The organism is Enterobacter quasihormaechei, from assembly GCF_004331385.1.
GTDB classification, from domain to species: Bacteria; Pseudomonadota; Gammaproteobacteria; order Enterobacterales; family Enterobacteriaceae; genus Enterobacter; species Enterobacter quasihormaechei.
Genome location: NZ_SJON01000001.1, coordinates 1 through 17,622, shown reverse-complemented (window position 1 = coordinate 17,622; position 17,622 = coordinate 1). Strand labels below are relative to the sequence as shown.

Genomic DNA, 17,622 nt, shown 5'->3' with positions numbered 1-17,622 from the left:
AGCCGGGTGGCGGCTGCGCCTTACCCGGCCTACAAATCAGCTCACCAACGCCTGCCCGTCTTTGCGGCTCTCCGTCGCAGCCACGTAGTGCCCTTCCGGCATACGGTAAATCACCTGCGCGCCGCCAAAATTGTAATCCTGGAGCGGATCTTCCACCACGATCTGGTGTCCGCGCTCGCGCAGCGCCGCGATGGTATTGCGATCGAAGGTCGATTCAACAATCACTTCCCTGCCCTGCACCACGCGCCAGCGCGGGGCATCAATCGCCGCCTGCGGGTTTTGCCCGTGCAGCATAATGCGCAACGCCATCTGCATGTGCCCCTGCGCCTGCATCGGGCCACCCATCACGCCGAAGGACATCAGCGGCTTGCCGTTACCGTCCATCGCAAAACCCGGGATGATGGTGTGGAAAGGACGCTTGCTGCCCGCCAGCGCGTTCGGGTGTTTGGGATCGAGCACAAAGCCGCAGCCGCGGTTTTGCAGGCTGATTCCGGTATCCGGCACCACAATGCCTGAACCGAAGCCCATAAAGTTGGACTGAATAAACGAAACCATCATCCCGCTGGCGTCCGCGGTGCTGATGTAGACCGTGCCGCTCTGCGTCGGCGATCCGTACACAAAATCAGAGGCTTTATCGTGGTCGATAAGCGCGGCGCGCGACTTCAGATAATGGTCGCTCAGCAGCACTTTGGCCGCGAACTCCATATGCTCTTCATCCGCAACGTAGCGATCGAGATCCGCCAGCGCCAGCTTCATTGCCTCAATGGAGAGGTGCAGCCCCTGCACGGAGTCCGGGTGATGTTTCTCGATGCCGCACTGCTCCAGAATGCCGAGCGCAATCAGGGTGGCGATCCCCTGACCGTTTGGCGGCAACTCCTGCACCGACCCGCCCGCGAAGTCGCGCGACAGCAGTTCTACCCAGTCCACGCGATGGTTTGCCAGATCTTCAGCCGTCAGGTGTGCACCGTGTGCTTTGGCAAAGGCGGCAATTTTCTGCGCCAGTTCGCCACGGTAAAACGCGTCGCCGTTGGTTTTGGCGATCAGCTCCAGCGTGTTCGCCTGCGCGGGGTTACGGAAGATCTCGCCCACGCGCGGCGCGCGGCCTTCCGGCGCGAAGCAGGCGCTAAAGCCCGGCTGATCTTTCAGCTTGTTGTAACCGCGCTGCCACAGGTGCCCGATGAGCGGAGAGACGGGAAAACCGTTACGCGCATACTCAATGGCCGGCTGCGCCAGGGTGGTGAGCGGCAATGTGCCAAAACGTTCAGCCAGCGCTACCCAGCCCGATACCGCCCCCGGTACGGTTACCGCGTCCCAGCCGATTTCCGGTACGGCGGTTTTTCCGGCAAACAGATCCGCATGCCAGCTGGCCGGCGAACGACCGGACGCATTCAGGCCGTGAAGTTTTTCACCGTCCCAGACAATGGCAAAAGCATCGCTGCCGATGCCGTTGCCGGTCGGCTCGACAACGGTCAGCGCCATGGCGGTGGCAACCGCCGCATCAACGGCGTTTCCGCCCAGCTGTAGCATCTTCATTCCCGCCTGTGCCGCCAGCGGCTGCGAGGTGGCAACGGCGTTGTGGCCCATCATCGGCGGGCGTCGTGAATCGTAACCGGTTGTAAAATCGAGCGCTTTGGTCATCATGACTCCTTAGTCGTGGCGCGGATCGAGCGCATCGCGCAGCCCGTCGCCGAGTAAATTAAAGCCCTGAACGGCAAGGAAAATCGCCACGCCGGGGAAAACGGACATCCACGGCGCCTGCTCCAGAAACCCTTTGGCGGTGTTGAGCATGGAGCCCCAGGATGGGTTCGGCGGCTGTTGCCCTAACCCTAAAAACGAGAGGCTGGCTTCGGCGATAATCGCCGAGGCAATGGCCAGCGTGGCCTGTACCAGAATCGGTGACATCACGTTAGGCAGAACGTATTTGATAATGATCCAGCGGTCCGGCAGGCCAATCGCCCGCGCGCCGTCGATATACTCTTCGTTGCGAATGGCGATCACCTGCCCGCGCGTCAGGCGGGCGAAGATCGGCATCGCCGAGAGCCCAATGGCAATCATGGCATTCGTCAGGCTTGGGCCTAAAAACGCCCCCAGCGCGATCGCCATGATCAGGAATGGACAGGCCAGCAGTGCCTCGATAAAGCGGGAGATCACCCCGTCCCACATCTTCTGGAAATACCCCGCCACCAGCCCCAGCGGCACGCCGATGACCACCGCGATCGCCACCGACATACAGCCTGCCATCAGCGAGGTTCTCGCTCCCCAGATAATGCGGGACACGATATCGCGCCCCAGCTCGTCGGTGCCGAACCAGTACATCGCCGAGGGCGCTTTGCGCACCGCGAGGAAGTTAGCCTTTACCGGGTCAAACGGCGCGATCCACGGTGCCAGCAGCGCCACCAGCACAAAAAAGCCCACCACAATCGCGCCAATCACCGCGCTTTTATTGGCGAGGAATTTTTTCAGCACCCGGTTTTGCGCGCGCGGCAGCGCGGGCGCTACGGTTTGCGTCGTCAGTTCCGCCATGATTAACCTCGCATTTTCGGGTTGATAAGGACGTAGAGCACGTCAGCCAGCAGGTTGAGCATCAGGAAACCGATCGCCACGATCAGCACCACGCCCTGCACCACCGCGTAATCGCGGTTGAACACCGAGTCGACGATCATTTTGCCGAAGCCCGGAATGGTGAAGACCTGCTCGGTCAGCACCGCGCCGCCCAGCAGCTCGCCGAACAGCAGCGTGGTGAGGGTGATCACCGGCACCAGCGCGTTGCGAAAGGCGTGCTTCAGGATCACCGCTTTCGGCAGCAACCCCTTAGCGCGCGCGGTGCGGATGTAATCCGCTTTCAGCACCGCAATCATCGACGCACGGGTATGGCGCATCAGCGTTGCCGCCAGGCCGGTTCCGAGCACGGACGCGGGCAGCAGCAATGTCCGCAGGTTCTGGATCGGATCTTCACTGAACGGCACATAACCGGACGCAGGCAGCCATTGCAGGTTTACAGAAAAGACCAGAATCAGCAGGATCCCCAGCCAGAAATGCGGTATTGAGATCCCCGAGATCGCCACAAAATTCGCCCCGTGATCGACCCAGCTGTTTTTATTCACCGCCGCGAGGATCCCCATGCTGATACCAAACACCAGCGCGATAATCATCGCCAGCAGCGACAGCTCCAGCGTGACCGGCAGCTTGCTGGCAATCAGCTGCGTGACTGGCTCATGAGTGCGTAAAGAGACACCCAGATCGCCTTGCAGCGCGCGCGTCAGCCAGTTGAAATACTGCACGGGGATCGGCGCGTCCAGATTCAGCTCAGCACGCAGCTGGGCAATCACCGCCGGATCGCGCTCCTCCCCGGCCATGGCGATCAGCGGGTCGCCGGGCAGCAGCTTTTGCAGGCCGAATACCATCATGCTCACCAGCAGCAGAGTGGGAATGGCCAGCAGCAGACGTTTGCAAATCAGTTCCAGCATGGGTTCTCCTCAGGAGGTTTATTTCGCCAGCGTTAAGCCAGCCAGACGCACAATGCCGTCCGGGTACGCTTTGAAGCCCTGCACGCGCTTGTTCAGGCCAAAAATGCGCGGTTCGAAGTAGAGATAGGCAATCGGCATGTCGGTTTGCAGCTGCTTCACCACCTTGTCGTACAGCGGCTGGCGGGCGGCCTGATCGGTACTCTGGCGCGCCTGCGTTAGCCATTCATCCACCTGAGCATTGCTGTAGCGGCCATCGTTAAGGGTGCCTTTGCTGTTGATAAAGCCGAAGATGCTGCCATCTGGATCCGGGCGACCCGACCAGCCGGAGAAGCTCAACTGGTAGTCACCGCTCTGCTGGCGATCCAGCAGCGTGGCGAACTCGGTCATTTGCAGGTTCAGGTTAAAGCCCGCCTCTGCCACCATCGCCTGCAATACCTGGCCCACCTGCTGCGAGGTTGGGTTGTTCGGCACCAGCAGATTGACGGTCAGCGGCGTGGTGACGCCTGCGGCTTTCAGCAGCGCTTTGGCTTTGTCGACGTCACGCGGGGGAACTGGAAGATTGACGTGGTACGGGCTTACCGGCGAAAACGCCTGGTTTGCCGGAGTGTAAAGTCCCTCGAACACCACCTGGTTTAAAGCATCGCGATCGATGGCCTGGGAAAATGCTTCACGCACGAGGGCATCTTTGAAGGGATCGTTCGCCGGGACTTTGTCATTGTTAATGTTGAAAGTGATGCCCTGGTATCCGAGGCCCGTTACCTTCGCCAGCGCCAGTTTGCTGTCGGCCTCGACGGTTTTGACGTCGCTGGCGGCAATGCCTTCGGTCAGATCGAGATCGCCCGCGCGCAGGTTCGCCAGGCGCACGGAAGCATCCGGGATCGGCAGATAAATTATTTTATCGAAGTGGTAGGCGTCTTTGTTCCAGTAGTTGTCGAAGCGGGTCAGCACAATGCGATCCTGCGACACGCGGCTGTCGAACTTATACGGGCCGGAACAGACCGGATGCGCGGCAAAATCGGCTTTTTTCGCGGCTTCTGGCGCCATCATTGCGCCTGCGCGATCGGTGAGCTGCATCAGAAGTGCGGCATCCGGCGTTTTCAGGTGCAGGGCTATCTGCATCGGGCCGGTGACCTCCACTGACTCAACGGAAGAGAGTTCACTTTTACGCAGAGAACCTTTTAACGTCAGGGCACGGTCGAGGTTATATTTCGCGGCGGCGGCATCAAATTTTTCACCGTCGTGGAAGGTCACGCCATCACGGAGATCCAGGGTCAGCGTTTTACCGTCATTGCTCCACGCCCAGGATTTTGCCAGTCCCGGCACCACCTTGAGATGTTCGTCCACGTCCACCAGCCGGTCACACAGGGAGGCAAACACGAAGCGGCCATAATAGGTACGCGCCAGATGCGGGTCGAGCATGTCCGGGTCTGCGCCCAGGCCGATTCGCAGCACGCTTTCAGAATGGGCGGGCAGCGCCGCGCCAAGCAACATAACACTTCCCAGTACGGTCAAAAGAGAATTACGCATTGTCATTATCATGAGTTCCTTGAAGGAAGGGAGGAGTGAGTGGCCGCGTGTTCAAACAGCGCGCGGCGGCGCAAAAATGCGGCGGATGGCGGTGCGATCTGGATAACGCTGCGATCGCGGTTAATCTCCTGCCAGCGGTGGCAGGCGACCTGACGCCCGCCGTCGATGACCTGATTAATCGGCTCGATCTGGCGGCATTCATCGGTAACGTAGGGGCAACGGGTGTGGAAACGGCAGCCGGAGGGCGGATTAGCCGGGTTCGGTAAATCCCCCTGCAACAGCGGCGCATCCCGCGCTACGCCTGGCTGCATTTGCGGTGCTGAGGCAATTAACGCCTGAGTATAAGGATGCAGCGGCGCGTCGAAGATGTCGTCGACGGTGGCCAGCTCGACGATTTGCCCAAGATACATCACCGCCACGCGGTCGCTCATATGACGGATAACCGCCAGCCCGTGGGCGACGATCACCATCGTTAGCCCCAGCTGGTGCTTCAGGCTTTCCAGTAAATTCACCACCTGTGCCTGAACGGAAACGTCCAGCGCAGAAACCGGTTCATCGCCCAGCAGCAGCGTTGGGCCCGACGCCAGCGCGCGCGCAATGCCGATACGCTGGCGCTGCCCGCCGGAAAATTCGTGCGGATAACGCCCGGCCCAGGCCGCGGGCAAGCCGACCGTCCTGAGCAGCTCGGCAACGCGGTACTGGCGATCCGCTTTTTTCATGTTCTGGTGCAGCCACAGCGGCTCACCAATAATCTGCTCTACCGTCATGCGCGGGTTCAGCGAGGCGAAGGGATCCTGAAAGATGATCTGTAACTCACGCCGAAGCTGGTTCAGACGAGCACCTGAAGCATGGGTGATCTCCTCACCCTGATAAAATACGCGCCCTTCGCTGGCACTCAGCAGGCGCAGCAGCAGTCGACCGAGGGTGGATTTTCCGGAACCGGATTCGCCGACAATGGCCAGCGTTTCGCCAGGCATCACCGACAGCGAAACGCGGTCGACAGCCGTAACAAAACGGGCCGGCGTAAACAGTTTTTTCGGGCCGGGGAAAAGCTTGCTCAGATCGCGGGCTTCAAGAATGGGCGTGGTCATGCAATTTCTCCCAGGGCAATGTGTTGTTCCAGCGGCACGCGGAAGCAGGCAACCTGATGGCCCGCGCCGAGCGTAGTGAGCGGTGGTTTATCAGCATGACAGCGCGTCTGCGCGAAGGGACATCGGGTGGCAAAGCGGCAGCCTTGAGGCATGGATTCCGGCAGCGGGACCGATCCGGGAATGGTGGAAAGCTGGCCCTTGCGTGCGCCAAGGGAGGGGATCGAGCCCATCAAGCCAATTGTGTACGGGTGCTGCGGGTCGGCAAATATCGCCTCGACGCTCCCCTGCTCCACCACCTGTCCGGCGTACATTACCGCCACCTGCTGCGCAACTTCGGCCACCACGCCTAAATCGTGAGTGATCATCAGCACCGCCGTGCCCGTTTCTTCTTTTAGGGTATTGAGCAGGGCGAGAATTTGCGCCTGAATGGTCACGTCCAGGGCGGTAGTGGGTTCGTCAGCAATCAGTAATTTGGGGTGGTTTATCAGGGCCATCGCAATCATCACGCGCTGGCGCATACCGCCGGAAAGCTGATGCGGGTAAGCCTTGAGGCGCATCTCTGCGGCCGGGATCTGCACCTTCTCCAGGATCTGTAGCGCAACCGTCATCGCCTCAGCCCGGGAGATCGTTTGATGGCGCATCACCGCTTCACTGAGCTGATCGCCAAGCGTGAAGGCCGGGTTGAGCGAGGTCATGGGCTCCTGGAATATCATCGCCAGCTCGCTGCCGCGCAGATCGGCATACTCGCGCGGCGAGAGCTTGCGCAGATCGTGGCGGCGGAAATTCATCTCGCCGCTGACAATCTGCGCGCTGGCGGGCAGTAAACCCATCAGCGCCAGGGAAGTGATGCTTTTGCCGCAGCCGGACTCGCCTACCAGCGCCAGCGTCTCTCCCGCTCTGACCGTCAGCGAGATGTCTTCGAGCACGCTCACCGGCGAGCCCGCGAATTTAACGTTGAGGTTTTGCAGCCGCAGTACGGGCGTGGAGTCCTTAAAGGGTATCGTCGTCATAGCGTGGAATCGTCCTCAAGGTGGATAGCCTGAATCAGGGCGGTTTGCAGGCTGAGCAGGTGTTCGCGCATGGCGGCGGCTGCTTCATTAGGCTGGCGGTGAATAATCGCTGACATGATGTTGTGATGGTGGTCGTTGTAGCTATCGACACGTTCAGGGGTGCGGGCAAGTTCGCGTAAATGCTGCCAGCCGGGCTCCCGGCGGACGGCATCTATCGCATCGAAAAGCCCTAGCATCAGGCGGTTGCCTGCTGCTTCCGCAATGGCGCGGTGAAAGGCGCTATCCCACAGTTCGTTGAGATCGCGGTCATCCGGGCTGACCTTATCAATGCGTTCCAGCATGCGCTGCATGAGCGCGAGGTTTTCCCTGGTGGCACGCAGTGCCGCAAGTCGGGCTAAGCCGGGTTCGAGCTGTAGTCGAGCTTCCATGACTTCCAGCAGGTTGGTTTGCTGAACCAATCCCTGAAGCGCCAACGGCTCAACAGGGGCAGCCGGACCAATGAAGGTGCCCTTGCCCTGCTTGCGCCAGATACGCCCTTCCTCCTCCAGCACGTCGAGCGCGCGACGCACTTCACGTCGCCCTACGCCGAGCGTGTCCGACAGCTCACGTTCAGTGGGCAGCGGAATGCCTGGTGTTGACTCGTGCTGGTTGATAAGACCGCGCAACTGCTCAAGCGCGGTGCTGGAATTTGCTAAAAACCGTGAAGGCTTTTCCATATTGGTTCGCTCGCTTTCATCATCACTTTATTTTTATCAACGATAAGTTATTGATATGACGCACTACTTATCGTGCTAATGATTAAGCAATAAGCGAACCAATAGCGTATTGGTTCAGATGTTTTCTGAAAAATGATCGGTAACCGAATGATTTCTTATGAATTATTTTTACATAATTATTACATAACCAAGTGAGGTTCGGAGAGGGGGTGGGCAAACAATGCACAAAGACAGTGCAAATAACGCACTAAAACCGTGCATATGTTAATAAATTGCACTGAGTATATTAACTTTTTGTTAACGAAAATAAGAAGAGAGGTACGCGAGTGTAGGGAGTATAAAACGACGAAAGCCTGAATCATTTCTGATTCAGGCTTTCTGAATAGTGGCGGAACGGACGGGACTCGAACCCGCGACCCCCTGCGTGACAGGCAGGTATTCTAACCGACTGAACTACCGCTCCACTGTTCCCGTTTGGGGAACGAGGCGAATATTACGGTCTGCCTCGTAACTCGTCAACGCTTTTTCTCAGGTTTTGAATCGTTTGCTGCAAAAATCACCCAAACGGTGATTTAACAAACGTTTCCGCCTTTTTTCACCCACGCCACAGACAGCTTCCGCCCTTCTTCTGAACTAAATCGAGGCGAGATTCGTGGTTCATCAGCTCTTCATCACTGGCTAAAACAACCCGCAGGCGATTCGCCTGGCGCACGACACGCTGAATACCGCCTTCGTCCCTCGTCTGCTGGGATTCATTTTCCATACTGAATTTTATCGATGTTTGCCCGCCGGTCATGGTCAGGTAAACATCGGCCAGGATCTGGGCATCGAGCAATGCGCCGTGCAGGGTTCGCTTGGTGTTGTCTATCTCATAGCGAGAGCACAGGGCATCAAGGCTGTTACGCTTGCCGGGAAACATCTTCCTTGCCAGCGCCAGGCTATCCGTGACTTTACAGAACGTATTGGTTTTTGGAATATCGCGGTTGAGCTTGCTGAACTCATAGTCCATAAAGCCGATATCGAACGATGCGTTATGAATGACAAGTTCCGCACCTCTGATGTAGTCGAGAAATTCATCCGCGACATCGGCGAAGGTGGGCTTATCCAGCAAAAACTCATCGGCAATCCCGTGAACGCCGAACGCTTCCGGATCCACCAGCCGATCGGGTTTGAGGTAAACGTGGAAGTTGTTGCCCGTAAGACGACGGTTCACCACTTCAACGGCACCAATTTCAATGATTTTGTGCCCTTCGTAGTGGGCGCCAATCTGGTTCATACCGGTGGTTTCGGTATCAAGAACAATCTGGCGAGTAATTGCAGTGCTCATAGCGGTCATTTATGTCAGACTTATCGTTTTACTGAACGTTTCAATTACAGGAAGTCTACCAGAGATGCGTAAACAGGTAGAAATTTTCACCGATGGATCTTGTCTCGGTAACCCAGGGCCTGGCGGTTATGGCGCCATTATGCGTTATCGTGAGCATGAAAAAACCTTTAGTGAAGGCTATTTTCTCACCACCAACAACCGCATGGAGCTGATGGCGGCCATCGTGGCGCTGGAAGCGTTAAAAGAACATTGTGACGTGGTGCTGAGTACTGACAGCCAGTATGTCCGCCAGGGCATCACCCAGTGGATCCACAACTGGAAAAAACGCGGCTGGAAAACGGCAGAGAAAAAGCCGGTCAAGAATGTCGACCTCTGGAAGCGTCTTGATGCCGCCCTCGGTCAGCACGAAATCAAATGGGAATGGGTAAAGGGCCACGCCGGGCACCCTGAAAACGAACGCTGTGATGAGCTGGCTCGCGCGGCGGCATCCAACCCGACCCATGAGGACGCAGGTTATCAGCCTGAATCCTGATCACGGTTTTTTGTACTGCCGCGTGGCACCCACGGTCTGGCGGATCCGCGTTTTTGATTTGCTTTGCTTCATCAGGTTGAGCGTAAGGGGGATCGTCCTCTTACGCGCGACAATATACTGCATGCAGCCCAGCGCGGGTAAATGGGTGCTGAGTAAAACACCGCCCTTTCGCGTCCAGGGGATGACCTGAAAACCGCCGTAACTCAGCACTTCAAAATTCAGCAGTGAAAGCCAGTCCAGCTGGCGCATCATAGTAAACATCCGGCTGTTATACGGCGGCGTGCGGCGCAGTACGGGCGTTAGCTTGCGCAGCCCCATCAGACTCAGCGGATTAAAACCGCTCAGGATCAGCCAGCCGTCGTCAATCAACACGCGGTCGGCTTCCCGCAGCAGACGATGGGGATCGCTACACCAGGGCAGCGCATGGGCGAGCAAACAGGCATCAATGGATTTTTCCGCAAACGGCAAATGCAGCGGATCTGCTTTCACCTGAACCGGGGAACCCTTAAGCGATACGTTAACCTGATGCGAGATAGCGCAGCTTTCGGTATTGATTTCTGCGCTGAGATTGCCAATCTTAAGCAGGTGAAAACCATACATTTTCGCGAGCCAGGGTTTAAGCTGAAGTTCTAAAGCTTCGCGATAATATTCACCCCAGGGCAACTCTGCCCAACGATCCGGTGGTGCGACAGTCTGAGGTATCCTTGCCGGTTTCATCAAAACACCCGCCACGCTATAAGAGGTAATGCATGAATCTTATCAGTATTTCCGCCTTTCAGGACAATTACATCTGGGTTTTAGTCGACGACGATCGCAGATGCATCATTGTCGATCCCGGCGAATCCACTCCGATCCTGGACGCAATAAATGAAAACGGCTGGCAGCCGGAGGCGATTCTCCTCACCCACCACCACAATGACCACGTGGGCGGCGTTCCCGATCTGCTTGCGCAATATCCTGGTCTTGCCGTGTATGGGCCGGCTGAGACACAAAACAAGGGCACAACGCAAGTCGTTAGCGAGGGCGAAAGTGTCCAGATTCTTGGGTGGGAGTTTTCCGTATTTGCTACACCAGGTCACACTTCTGGACATCTCTGTTTCTACAGTAAACCTTATCTGTTTTGCGGCGACACGCTGTTTTCAGGGGGGTGCGGAAGGCTTTTTGAAGGCACGCCAGAACAAATGTATCAATCTTTACAAAAAATTAATGCATTGCCTGCCGACACCGTAATTTGCTGTGCCCACGAGTATACATTAGGAAATATGAAGTTTGCTGCGAGCATCTTACCCGAGGATCGGGCGATTCAGGATTATTACCAGAAAGTGAAGGAGTTACGTGCAAAAAACCAAAAAACACTCCCCGTAATTCTGAAAAATGAGCGCCAAATAAATTTATTTTTAAGAACGAATGACGTTGATTTAGTTAATAAAATTAACCAAGAAACAAATTTGCAACAACCAGAAGCGCGTTTTGCATGGTTAAGGTCAAAGAAAGATAACTTCAGATAAATGCGGGTTGCCTTTTCAAAATTTCGCCGTTATCATCGCTCGTCTTTTAAGCAACTATTGACACACACATGAAGGCAAAAGCGATATTACTCGCCTCTGTCCTGCTTGTTGGTTGCCAGTCACAGAACGGCGGCAACGTACAGCAGCACGCACAGAGCCTTTCTGCGGCTGGTCAAGGGGAAGCAGGGAAGTTTACGAGTCAGGCGCGATGGTTGGACGATGGGACATCCTTCGCGCAGGAACAAGACTTGTGGGCCTCTATTGGCGACGAGCTAAAGATGGGAATTCCGGAGAACACCCGGATTCGCGAACAGAAGCAGAAGTATTTAAGAAATAAGAGCTATCTCCACGATGTAACATTACGGGCAGAGCCGTATATGTACTGGATAGCCGGGCAAGTTAAGAAACGTAACATGCCTATGGAACTGGTACTACTACCCATAGTGGAGAGCGCTTTTGACCCGCACGCGACGTCTGGCGCCAATGCCGCAGGCATTTGGCAGATCATTCCGAGCACAGGGCGAAATTATGGTTTAAAGCAGACCCGCAACTACGATGCGCGTCGTGATGTTGTCGCTTCAACGACAGCCGCTCTCGACATGATGCAACGTCTGAATAAGATGTTTGATGGCGACTGGTTATTGACTGTCGCAGCGTATAACAGTGGTGAAGGTCGTGTACTGAAGGCAATGAAAGCGAATAAAGCGCGTGGTAAATCCACAGACTTCTGGTCGCTCTCACTGCCACAGGAAACAAAGATTTACGTACCGAAAATGCTGGCCCTGAGCGATATTCTCAAGAACAGCAAACGTTACGGTGTACAACTGCCAACACCAGACGAAAGTCGTGCACTGGCGCGTGTCCGCCTCAGCAGCCCGGTTGATATTCAACAGGTTGCCGATATGACGGGTATGTCGGTAAGTAAATTGAAAACCTTTAATGCAGGTGTTAAAGGCTCTACGCTGGGTGCAAGTGGCCCGCGCTATGTGATGGTTCCGCAGAAACACGCAGAACAGTTACGTGAGTCTTTAGCTTCGGGTGAAATTGCAGCCGTTCAGTCCACGCTGATCGCTGATACGTCGCCTGTAAGCAGCCGCAGCTATAAGGTGCGTTCAGGTGATACGCTTTCAGGTATTGCATCACGTCTTGGCGTGAATACGAAAGATCTCCAGCAGTGGAATAATCTGCGCGGGTCGGGTCTGAAAGTGGGTCAAACGCTGACCGTAGGTGCAGGTAGCAGCGCACAGCGTCTCGCTAAAAACAGCGATAGCATTACCTATCGCGTGCGTAAAGGCGACTCGCTGTCCAGTATTGCTAAGCGTCACGGCGTAAACATCAAAGATGTGATGCGCTGGAACAACGATACGGCCAACCTGCAACCTGGCGACCAGCTAACGCTGTTTGTGAAAAACAGCGCTACGCCAGATTCCTGATAGTACGATCGCTTGTTAAAAAGGCACCGATTCCCCTCGGTGCCTTTTTTGTTTATCTCGCTTTATGCGCTTCGGCCATGATGGTGTCGCTGGTAAACGAACCATCCCCATGCAATTCAAAGTACGCCTTCACGTCAGCAGAGGCGCTCTCCTGATACAATCGGATCGCCTGCGTTAATGCCCCCGGTGTGCGCATCCGCGCAATCCATGACGTAAACTCCAGCGGCAAACGGTCGGTTATCAACGAGCGTGAAATCAGGCCGGCTTCGGTGATAAACGTAAGCCACTCTCCACTGGAGTAATTTTGCACGTGCGAGGTATCACGCAGCGCTTCAACCGTCTGAAGCCAGATATTCCGCACCGGATGTCCGGGAGACATCACGTCCATGATGATGAAGATCCCGCCCGGTTTGAGCACGCGTTTCACTTCCCGTAATGCCTGACCCACATCATGCCAGTGGTGTGCAGAGTAACGGCTAATCACAACCTCAAACGACGCATTTTCAAAGGGTAAAGATTCAGCGTAGCCCTGGCGCGTCGTGACGTTATTCAGTCCTTTCGCTTTTGCCGCCTCAGCAACCACGTCCAGCATCTGGCTCGATAAATCATACGCCGTTACCTGGCCGACATGCTGTGCGGCGGTAAAACTGGCGTGCCCCGCCCCGCAGCCTAAGTCCAGCACGTGCGCATCAGGAAAGGCGGCGAGCCGTTCGCCAAGACGCACCAGATCGCGGCCAGAAGCGTGCACGGCGCTACTCAGATAGGCACTTGCCTGAGAACCAAACTGTTTTTCGACGTTGTCATGATGGGAGTGTGTTGTTGTCATGTTGCTGTCCTTTTATGGGTTAAATAATAAAGGGCAGCACCCGCACAGGCCTGCCCCACGGCAGACCTGACGCACCATTATTTATCAGGTTTGCCGGGACTGAATTCAACGAGTAGAGGATTATGATCGGAGGCGCGCGTCACCAGTACGGAGGCGTCGTGCACGCTTAAACCACGATAGAAGACAAAATCGAGAGGACGGCCAAACGCTTTCTTGCGCTGGTCATCGCCAAAACGCACTTCACGCAGCGACATTTCACGCGCAAAGCGGTACAACGCGTTCATGCGCGGACGGCTCCAGGCATTGAAGTCGCCGGCCATAATGATTGGCCCGCTGTGATGAGCAATCTGATCGCCAATGGGAAGTAACTGCTTACTATACACATCAACGCCCAGGCTGAAGTTTACCGCATGAATGTTTACCACCATCAGCAGACGGGTATCAGGCAACGGATAGACCGTGACCAGCGCCGATTTTGCCAGACGCAGGATCGGTTCACGTTCACGCAGCGGGCAGCAATAGACCGGATGTGCGGCTGAAAGGGTCATCACCCCAGATGGATGCTGTGGCAGAACAAAGGCAGGCACCTGATCGGCTGCAAGATAGTTTGTTGTTGCAAACCTTACCAGCTCGGGCGTGGTTTGCGCCTCCTGTAACAGAACCAGGTGCGCATCTTTGCCGAAATTTTGAAGTACGGATAACCACTCCGCGCGCTGTTGCTTGAAGATGTTCCACACCAGCACGCGAATTTTATCGTCACTGCTTAAGGGAGTGCCCGCAGGTAATGCCTGGCTGAGGCTCGCAAACGACCCCGGAGGCAAGATCCTCTCCGCAGGCATTCCGGCAACATAACGCATGGCATAGGTATTTTTTCGCACTTTTGGAAACGGCCTCTGTAACATGAACCAGCCCGGAAAACGGACTGGTTCTAATGTTATAGGGATTTTAGGTCACACTTTCAACGCAATTACTGAGAAACCGCTTTCCAGTTTTGTAAGCAAGCACTTACTGATACTCATCCCAGCGCGACGCGAGCAGGTTTATCAAGACGTCCACTTAGAGCAATCAGGAAGAAAGCGACAAGCACAATCACTGCGCCAATCCACGGCGTCTGGGTTAATCCAACGTGTTCAACCGTCTGCCCACCGATAACCGAGCCGAGTGCGATACCGATATTGAATGCGGCAATATTCAGGCCGGATGCGACATCCACCGCATTGGGGGTATAGCGTTCAGCTTTCTGCACAACATAGACCTGCAATCCCGGTACGTTACCAAACGCGAATACCCCCATAACCAATACCGTTACCAGCGCGGCGTATTGCATCGATGCGGTGAACTGGAAAATCATCAGCAGAACAACCAGTGCGGCGAAGATAAACTTCAGCGCCGGTACCGCACCATGCTTATCCGCAAGCTTGCCGCCCCAGATATTGCCGATTGCGACGGAGATACCGTAGCCCAGTAAAATCCAGCTCACTGCCCCCGGGGAGAAACCAGCCAGCTCCTGCATCATCGGTGCAAGGAAGGTGAACGCAGTGAACACGCCACCATAGCCCAGCGCCGTTACGGCATAGATAAGCAGCAGGCGCGGGTGTGTAAGAACCTTAACCTGATCGCTCAGGCTGGCGCTCGCGCGCCCCGGGATATTCGACGGGACCAACAGCAGGCTGGCCACCAGAGCAATGACGCCCAACAGTGATACCGCGAGGAAGGTTTCACGCCAGCCAAAATGTTGTCCGATAAACGTGCCTAACGGCACGCCGGTGACCAGCGCGACGGTTAAGCCACCAAACATAATCGCAATGGCTGACGCCGCTTTCTCTTTTGACACCAGGCTGGTTGCAATCGTGGAACCGATAGAGAAGAAGACTCCGTGCGCGAGGCCTGTCAGCAGGCGAGCAATGACCAGCGTGGCGTAATCCGGTGCCTGCCAGGCCAGAATATTGCCGGCGGTAAAGAGCACCATCAGGGCGACTAACAGTTGTTTACGCGGGAATCGGCCGGTCAGCGCCGTCAGCACAGGTGCCCCAACAGCGACACCTAACGCATAAATAGATACCAACAGCCCGGCAGAGGGCAGCGAAATGGCAAGTTGATGAGCAATGGTAGGGACCAGTCCTACAATAACAAATTCGGTCGTGCCAATTGCAAAGGCACTGATCGTCAGGGCAAGAAGCGCCAGTGGCATAAAATACTCCGTCTCTTCAGGATTAAGATGACAGGCAGTATGCGCCAGTGTTTAAATAACAAAAATGGTTAGAATCTCAATAGAATTTTGCAGGTGGTGCAATAATGAAGGCAACATCGGAAGAACTGACTATCTTTGTCGCCGTGGTCGAAAGCGGGAGCTTTAGCCGCGCCGCCGAACAGCTCGGGCAGGCGAACTCAGCCATCAGCCGCTCGGTGAAAAAGCTGGAGATGAAGCTCGGGGTAAGCCTGCTTAACAGAACAACGCGCCAGCTCAGCCTGACGGAAGAAGGTGAGCGTTATTTTCGACGCGTGCAGTCGGTTTTGCAGGAGATGGCGGCGGCAGAAACGGAAATTATGGAATCACGCAGCACGCCGCGTGGACTGCTGCGCATAGATGCGGCGACGCCGGTCGTGCTGCATTTCCTGATGCCGTTAATCAAGCCCTTCCGGGAGCGTTACCCGGAGATGACCCTGTCGCTGGTCTCTTCTGAGACATTCATTAACCTGATTGAGCGTAAAGTTGACGTGGCGATCCGCGCGGGCACTCTGACGGACTCAAGCTTACGCGCGCGCCCCCTGTTCGCCAGCTACCGCAAAATTATCGCGTCACCGCAATATATCGCCGAGCATGGCAGGCCGGAGACGGTTGAAGAGCTGAAGCAGCATCTCTGTCTGGGTTTTACGGAGCCTGTAAGCCTGAATACCTGGCCTGTCGCCTGCCATGACGGGCAGCTTCATGAAATCACCTGCGGCATCTCTTCTAACAGCGGGGAAACGCTGAAGCAGCTGTGTCTGCAAGGGAATGGGATCGCCTGCCTATCCGACTATATGATTGATAAGGAAATTGCAGCTGGCCAGCTAGTTGAGCTGATGGCTGATAAACGCTTGCCTGTAGAGATGCCTTTTAGCGCGGTGTATTACAGTGACCGAGCGGTAAGTACGCGCATACGCGCATTTATCGACTTCCTGAGTGAGCATATAAAAACAGCTCCCGGAGGAGCTGTGTGAGGGTTAAGGGCACAGAGGGAGGGTTTTATTAATCCCAGTCTGGTGCTAACCCTTCCGGGCTGACCAGACGATCGTTACATTCCAGTGCTGCGATCGCTTTTTTATCTTCATCATCAAGCTGGAGATCCCGCGCTAACAGGTTACTTGCCAGGTTTTCACGTTTGGTTGAAGACGGGATCACGGCATAACCTTCACCCATCGCCCATGCCAGGATCACCTGTGCAGCTGTCGCATTGTGTTTTTCAGCGATGCGTGCAATCACTTCGTCTTTCAACGCTTTACCATAAGCCAGCGTCATGTACGAGGTGATATGAATACCATGCTGTTTCGCCCAGTCCACTACGTTGCGGTTTTGCAGGTAGGGAGAGAGTTCAATCTGGTTAGTAGCAATATTCTCTTTACCCACTGCGGCAATGGCTTTTTCCATCAATGGGATAGTGAAATTCGAGATACCAATTTCACGCGTTAAGCCCTGCTCTTTTGCTTCCAGCAGCGCCTGCATAAACTCTTCTACGGAGACGGCATCGCCAGGTGATGGCCAGTGGATCAACGTCAGATCAACATAATCAGTACGCAGCTTTTTCAGACTTTCCTTCAGGCTTGGGATCAGCTTGTCTTTGCTGAGGTGCTCAATCCAGATTTTGGTGGTGATGAAAAGCTCGTGGCGCGGTACGCCGCTCTCTTCGATGGCCAGGCCTACGGCAGCTTCGTTGTCATAAATCTGCGCCGTATCAACGGCGCGATAGCCCAGTTCCAGAGCGGTTTTAACAGATGCGATAACAACGTCGTCCTTCAGGCGAAAAGTGCCGAGACCCAGTGCAGGGATAGTCATATGTTTCCTCAATCGTTATGTTCGTAAACTGAGGAGGATTATCGCTGTGGTTGTTATGTCGAAAAAGATCGTAAAACGCAGAGGATTTTTGCTAATTTCGCAATAGTTGAACGACAGATAAGAAAAAAGCCCTGAGCGTTAGCTCAGGGCTT

The 17,622-nt window shown here is 55.5% G+C and carries 17 protein-coding genes and 1 tRNA gene; 4 read left to right on the top strand and 14 right to left on the bottom strand.

Features of this window, described 5'->3' with window-relative positions:
• Positions 1–36: 36 nt before the first annotated feature.
• From E0L16_RS00090 to dnaQ, 9 genes are all read right to left on the bottom strand, one after another.
• A complete protein-coding gene (locus tag E0L16_RS00090) occupies positions 37–1,638 on the bottom strand; it encodes a gamma-glutamyltransferase family protein (protein WP_131636037.1) in 1,602 nt (533 codons plus the stop codon).
• A gap of 9 nt (positions 1,639–1,647) precedes the next feature.
• Entirely contained in the window at positions 1,648–2,523 is an 876-nt protein-coding gene (locus E0L16_RS00085) for an ABC transporter permease (RefSeq protein ID WP_131636036.1), read from the bottom strand.
• Between the two features lie 2 nt (positions 2,524–2,525).
• Entirely contained in the window at positions 2,526–3,467 is a 942-nt protein-coding gene (locus tag E0L16_RS00080) for an ABC transporter permease (RefSeq protein ID WP_022647136.1), read from the bottom strand.
• A gap of 18 nt (positions 3,468–3,485) precedes the next feature.
• Positions 3,486–5,000 (bottom strand): ABC transporter substrate-binding protein, encoded by a 1,515-nt coding sequence (locus E0L16_RS00075; RefSeq protein WP_207388496.1) that lies wholly within the window; start codon positions 4,998–5,000, stop codon positions 3,486–3,488.
• 2 nt (positions 5,001–5,002) lie between these two features.
• The gene (locus E0L16_RS00070; RefSeq protein ID WP_131636035.1) at positions 5,003–6,085 is read right to left on the bottom strand and encodes an ABC transporter ATP-binding protein; all 1,083 of its coding nucleotides are present in this window, start codon (positions 6,083–6,085) and stop codon (positions 5,003–5,005) included.
• Positions 6,082–7,095 (bottom strand): ABC transporter ATP-binding protein, encoded by a 1,014-nt coding sequence (locus E0L16_RS00065; protein ID WP_131636034.1) that lies wholly within the window; start codon positions 7,093–7,095, stop codon positions 6,082–6,084. The genes E0L16_RS00070 and E0L16_RS00065 overlap by 4 nt, the downstream gene beginning before the upstream one ends.
• Positions 7,092–7,811 (bottom strand): FadR/GntR family transcriptional regulator, encoded by a 720-nt coding sequence (locus tag E0L16_RS00060; protein ID WP_063451779.1) that lies wholly within the window; start codon positions 7,809–7,811, stop codon positions 7,092–7,094. The genes E0L16_RS00065 and E0L16_RS00060 overlap by 4 nt, the downstream gene beginning before the upstream one ends.
• A 386-nt stretch (positions 7,812–8,197) precedes the next feature.
• A tRNA-Asp gene (locus E0L16_RS00055) sits at positions 8,198–8,274 on the bottom strand.
• A gap of 132 nt (positions 8,275–8,406) precedes the next feature.
• Positions 8,407–9,138, bottom strand: coding sequence for a DNA polymerase III subunit epsilon (dnaQ, locus tag E0L16_RS00050; RefSeq protein WP_072201000.1), 732 nt, complete (start codon positions 9,136–9,138; stop codon positions 8,407–8,409).
• On the opposite strand from dnaQ, the gene rnhA reads away from it, so the two are divergent.
• Positions 9,092–9,670 (top strand): ribonuclease HI, encoded by a 579-nt coding sequence (gene rnhA, locus E0L16_RS00045; RefSeq protein ID WP_165498389.1) that lies wholly within the window; start codon positions 9,092–9,094, stop codon positions 9,668–9,670. The genes dnaQ and rnhA overlap by 47 nt on opposite strands.
• Here rnhA and E0L16_RS00040 read toward each other — a convergent pair whose 3' ends face one another.
• Complete coding sequence (locus E0L16_RS00040) at positions 9,671–10,387, bottom strand: class I SAM-dependent methyltransferase (RefSeq protein WP_131636033.1); 717 nt, start codon at positions 10,385–10,387, stop codon at positions 9,671–9,673.
• Positions 10,388–10,419: 32 nt separating this feature from the next.
• Here E0L16_RS00040 and gloB point away from each other — a divergent pair, with 32 nt between their 5' ends.
• On the top strand, positions 10,420–11,178 hold the full coding sequence (gloB, locus tag E0L16_RS00035) for a hydroxyacylglutathione hydrolase (protein WP_131636032.1): 759 nt from the start codon (positions 10,420–10,422) through the stop codon (positions 11,176–11,178).
• Between the two features lie 68 nt (positions 11,179–11,246).
• Entirely contained in the window at positions 11,247–12,611 is a 1,365-nt protein-coding gene (gene mltD, locus E0L16_RS00030; RefSeq protein ID WP_107534745.1) for a murein transglycosylase D, read from the top strand.
• A gap of 52 nt (positions 12,612–12,663) precedes the next feature.
• Here the strand turns inward: mltD and E0L16_RS00025 are convergent, their stop codons facing one another.
• The 3 genes from E0L16_RS00025 to E0L16_RS00015 form a co-directional block, all read right to left on the bottom strand.
• On the bottom strand, positions 12,664–13,437 hold the full coding sequence (locus E0L16_RS00025) for a class I SAM-dependent methyltransferase (protein WP_131636031.1): 774 nt from the start codon (positions 13,435–13,437) through the stop codon (positions 12,664–12,666).
• A 77-nt stretch (positions 13,438–13,514) separates the two neighbouring features.
• Complete coding sequence (locus tag E0L16_RS00020) at positions 13,515–14,315, bottom strand: endonuclease/exonuclease/phosphatase family protein (RefSeq protein WP_063451802.1); 801 nt, start codon at positions 14,313–14,315, stop codon at positions 13,515–13,517.
• A 137-nt stretch (positions 14,316–14,452) separates the two neighbouring features.
• Positions 14,453–15,628, bottom strand: coding sequence for an MFS transporter (locus E0L16_RS00015; protein ID WP_131636030.1), 1,176 nt, complete (start codon positions 15,626–15,628; stop codon positions 14,453–14,455).
• A gap of 104 nt (positions 15,629–15,732) precedes the next feature.
• Between E0L16_RS00015 and yafC the strand changes: the two genes are divergently transcribed.
• Positions 15,733–16,638 (top strand): DNA-binding transcriptional regulator YafC, encoded by a 906-nt coding sequence (gene yafC, locus E0L16_RS00010; protein WP_063451785.1) that lies wholly within the window; start codon positions 15,733–15,735, stop codon positions 16,636–16,638.
• Between the two features lie 28 nt (positions 16,639–16,666).
• Here the strand turns inward: yafC and dkgB are convergent, their stop codons facing one another.
• Positions 16,667–17,470 (bottom strand): 2,5-didehydrogluconate reductase DkgB, encoded by an 804-nt coding sequence (dkgB, locus tag E0L16_RS00005; RefSeq protein ID WP_131636029.1) that lies wholly within the window; start codon positions 17,468–17,470, stop codon positions 16,667–16,669.
• Positions 17,471–17,622 lie beyond the last annotated feature (152 nt).

What these genes read in the sequence shown, in the direction of transcription:
- E0L16_RS00040 (WP_131636033.1), bottom strand. Translation starts at nt 10,387, where the DNA reads ATGAAACCGGCAAGGATACCTCAGACTGTCGCACCACCGGATCGTTGG.
- E0L16_RS00075 (WP_207388496.1), bottom strand. Translation starts at nt 5,000, where the DNA reads ATGACAATGCGTAATTCTCTTTTGACCGTACTGGGAAGTGTTATGTTG.
- E0L16_RS00090 (WP_131636037.1), bottom strand. Translation starts at nt 1,638, where the DNA reads ATGACCAAAGCGCTCGATTTTACAACCGGTTACGATTCACGACGCCCG.
- mltD (WP_107534745.1), top strand. Translation starts at nt 11,247, where the DNA reads ATGAAGGCAAAAGCGATATTACTCGCCTCTGTCCTGCTTGTTGGTTGC.
- E0L16_RS00015 (WP_131636030.1), bottom strand. Translation starts at nt 15,628, where the DNA reads ATGCCACTGGCGCTTCTTGCCCTGACGATCAGTGCCTTTGCAATTGGC.
- E0L16_RS00065 (WP_131636034.1), bottom strand. Translation starts at nt 7,095, where the DNA reads ATGACGACGATACCCTTTAAGGACTCCACGCCCGTACTGCGGCTGCAA.
- E0L16_RS00025 (WP_131636031.1), bottom strand. Translation starts at nt 13,437, where the DNA reads ATGACAACAACACACTCCCATCATGACAACGTCGAAAAACAGTTTGGT.
- dnaQ (WP_072201000.1), bottom strand. Translation starts at nt 9,138, where the DNA reads ATGAGCACTGCAATTACTCGCCAGATTGTTCTTGATACCGAAACCACC.
- E0L16_RS00070 (WP_131636035.1), bottom strand. Translation starts at nt 6,085, where the DNA reads ATGACCACGCCCATTCTTGAAGCCCGCGATCTGAGCAAGCTTTTCCCC.
- E0L16_RS00085 (WP_131636036.1), bottom strand. Translation starts at nt 2,523, where the DNA reads ATGGCGGAACTGACGACGCAAACCGTAGCGCCCGCGCTGCCGCGCGCG.
- gloB (WP_131636032.1), top strand. Translation starts at nt 10,420, where the DNA reads ATGAATCTTATCAGTATTTCCGCCTTTCAGGACAATTACATCTGGGTT.
- yafC (WP_063451785.1), top strand. Translation starts at nt 15,733, where the DNA reads ATGAAGGCAACATCGGAAGAACTGACTATCTTTGTCGCCGTGGTCGAA.
- E0L16_RS00080 (WP_022647136.1), bottom strand. Translation starts at nt 3,467, where the DNA reads ATGCTGGAACTGATTTGCAAACGTCTGCTGCTGGCCATTCCCACTCTG.
- E0L16_RS00060 (WP_063451779.1), bottom strand. Translation starts at nt 7,811, where the DNA reads ATGGAAAAGCCTTCACGGTTTTTAGCAAATTCCAGCACCGCGCTTGAG.
- dkgB (WP_131636029.1), bottom strand. Translation starts at nt 17,470, where the DNA reads ATGACTATCCCTGCACTGGGTCTCGGCACTTTTCGCCTGAAGGACGAC.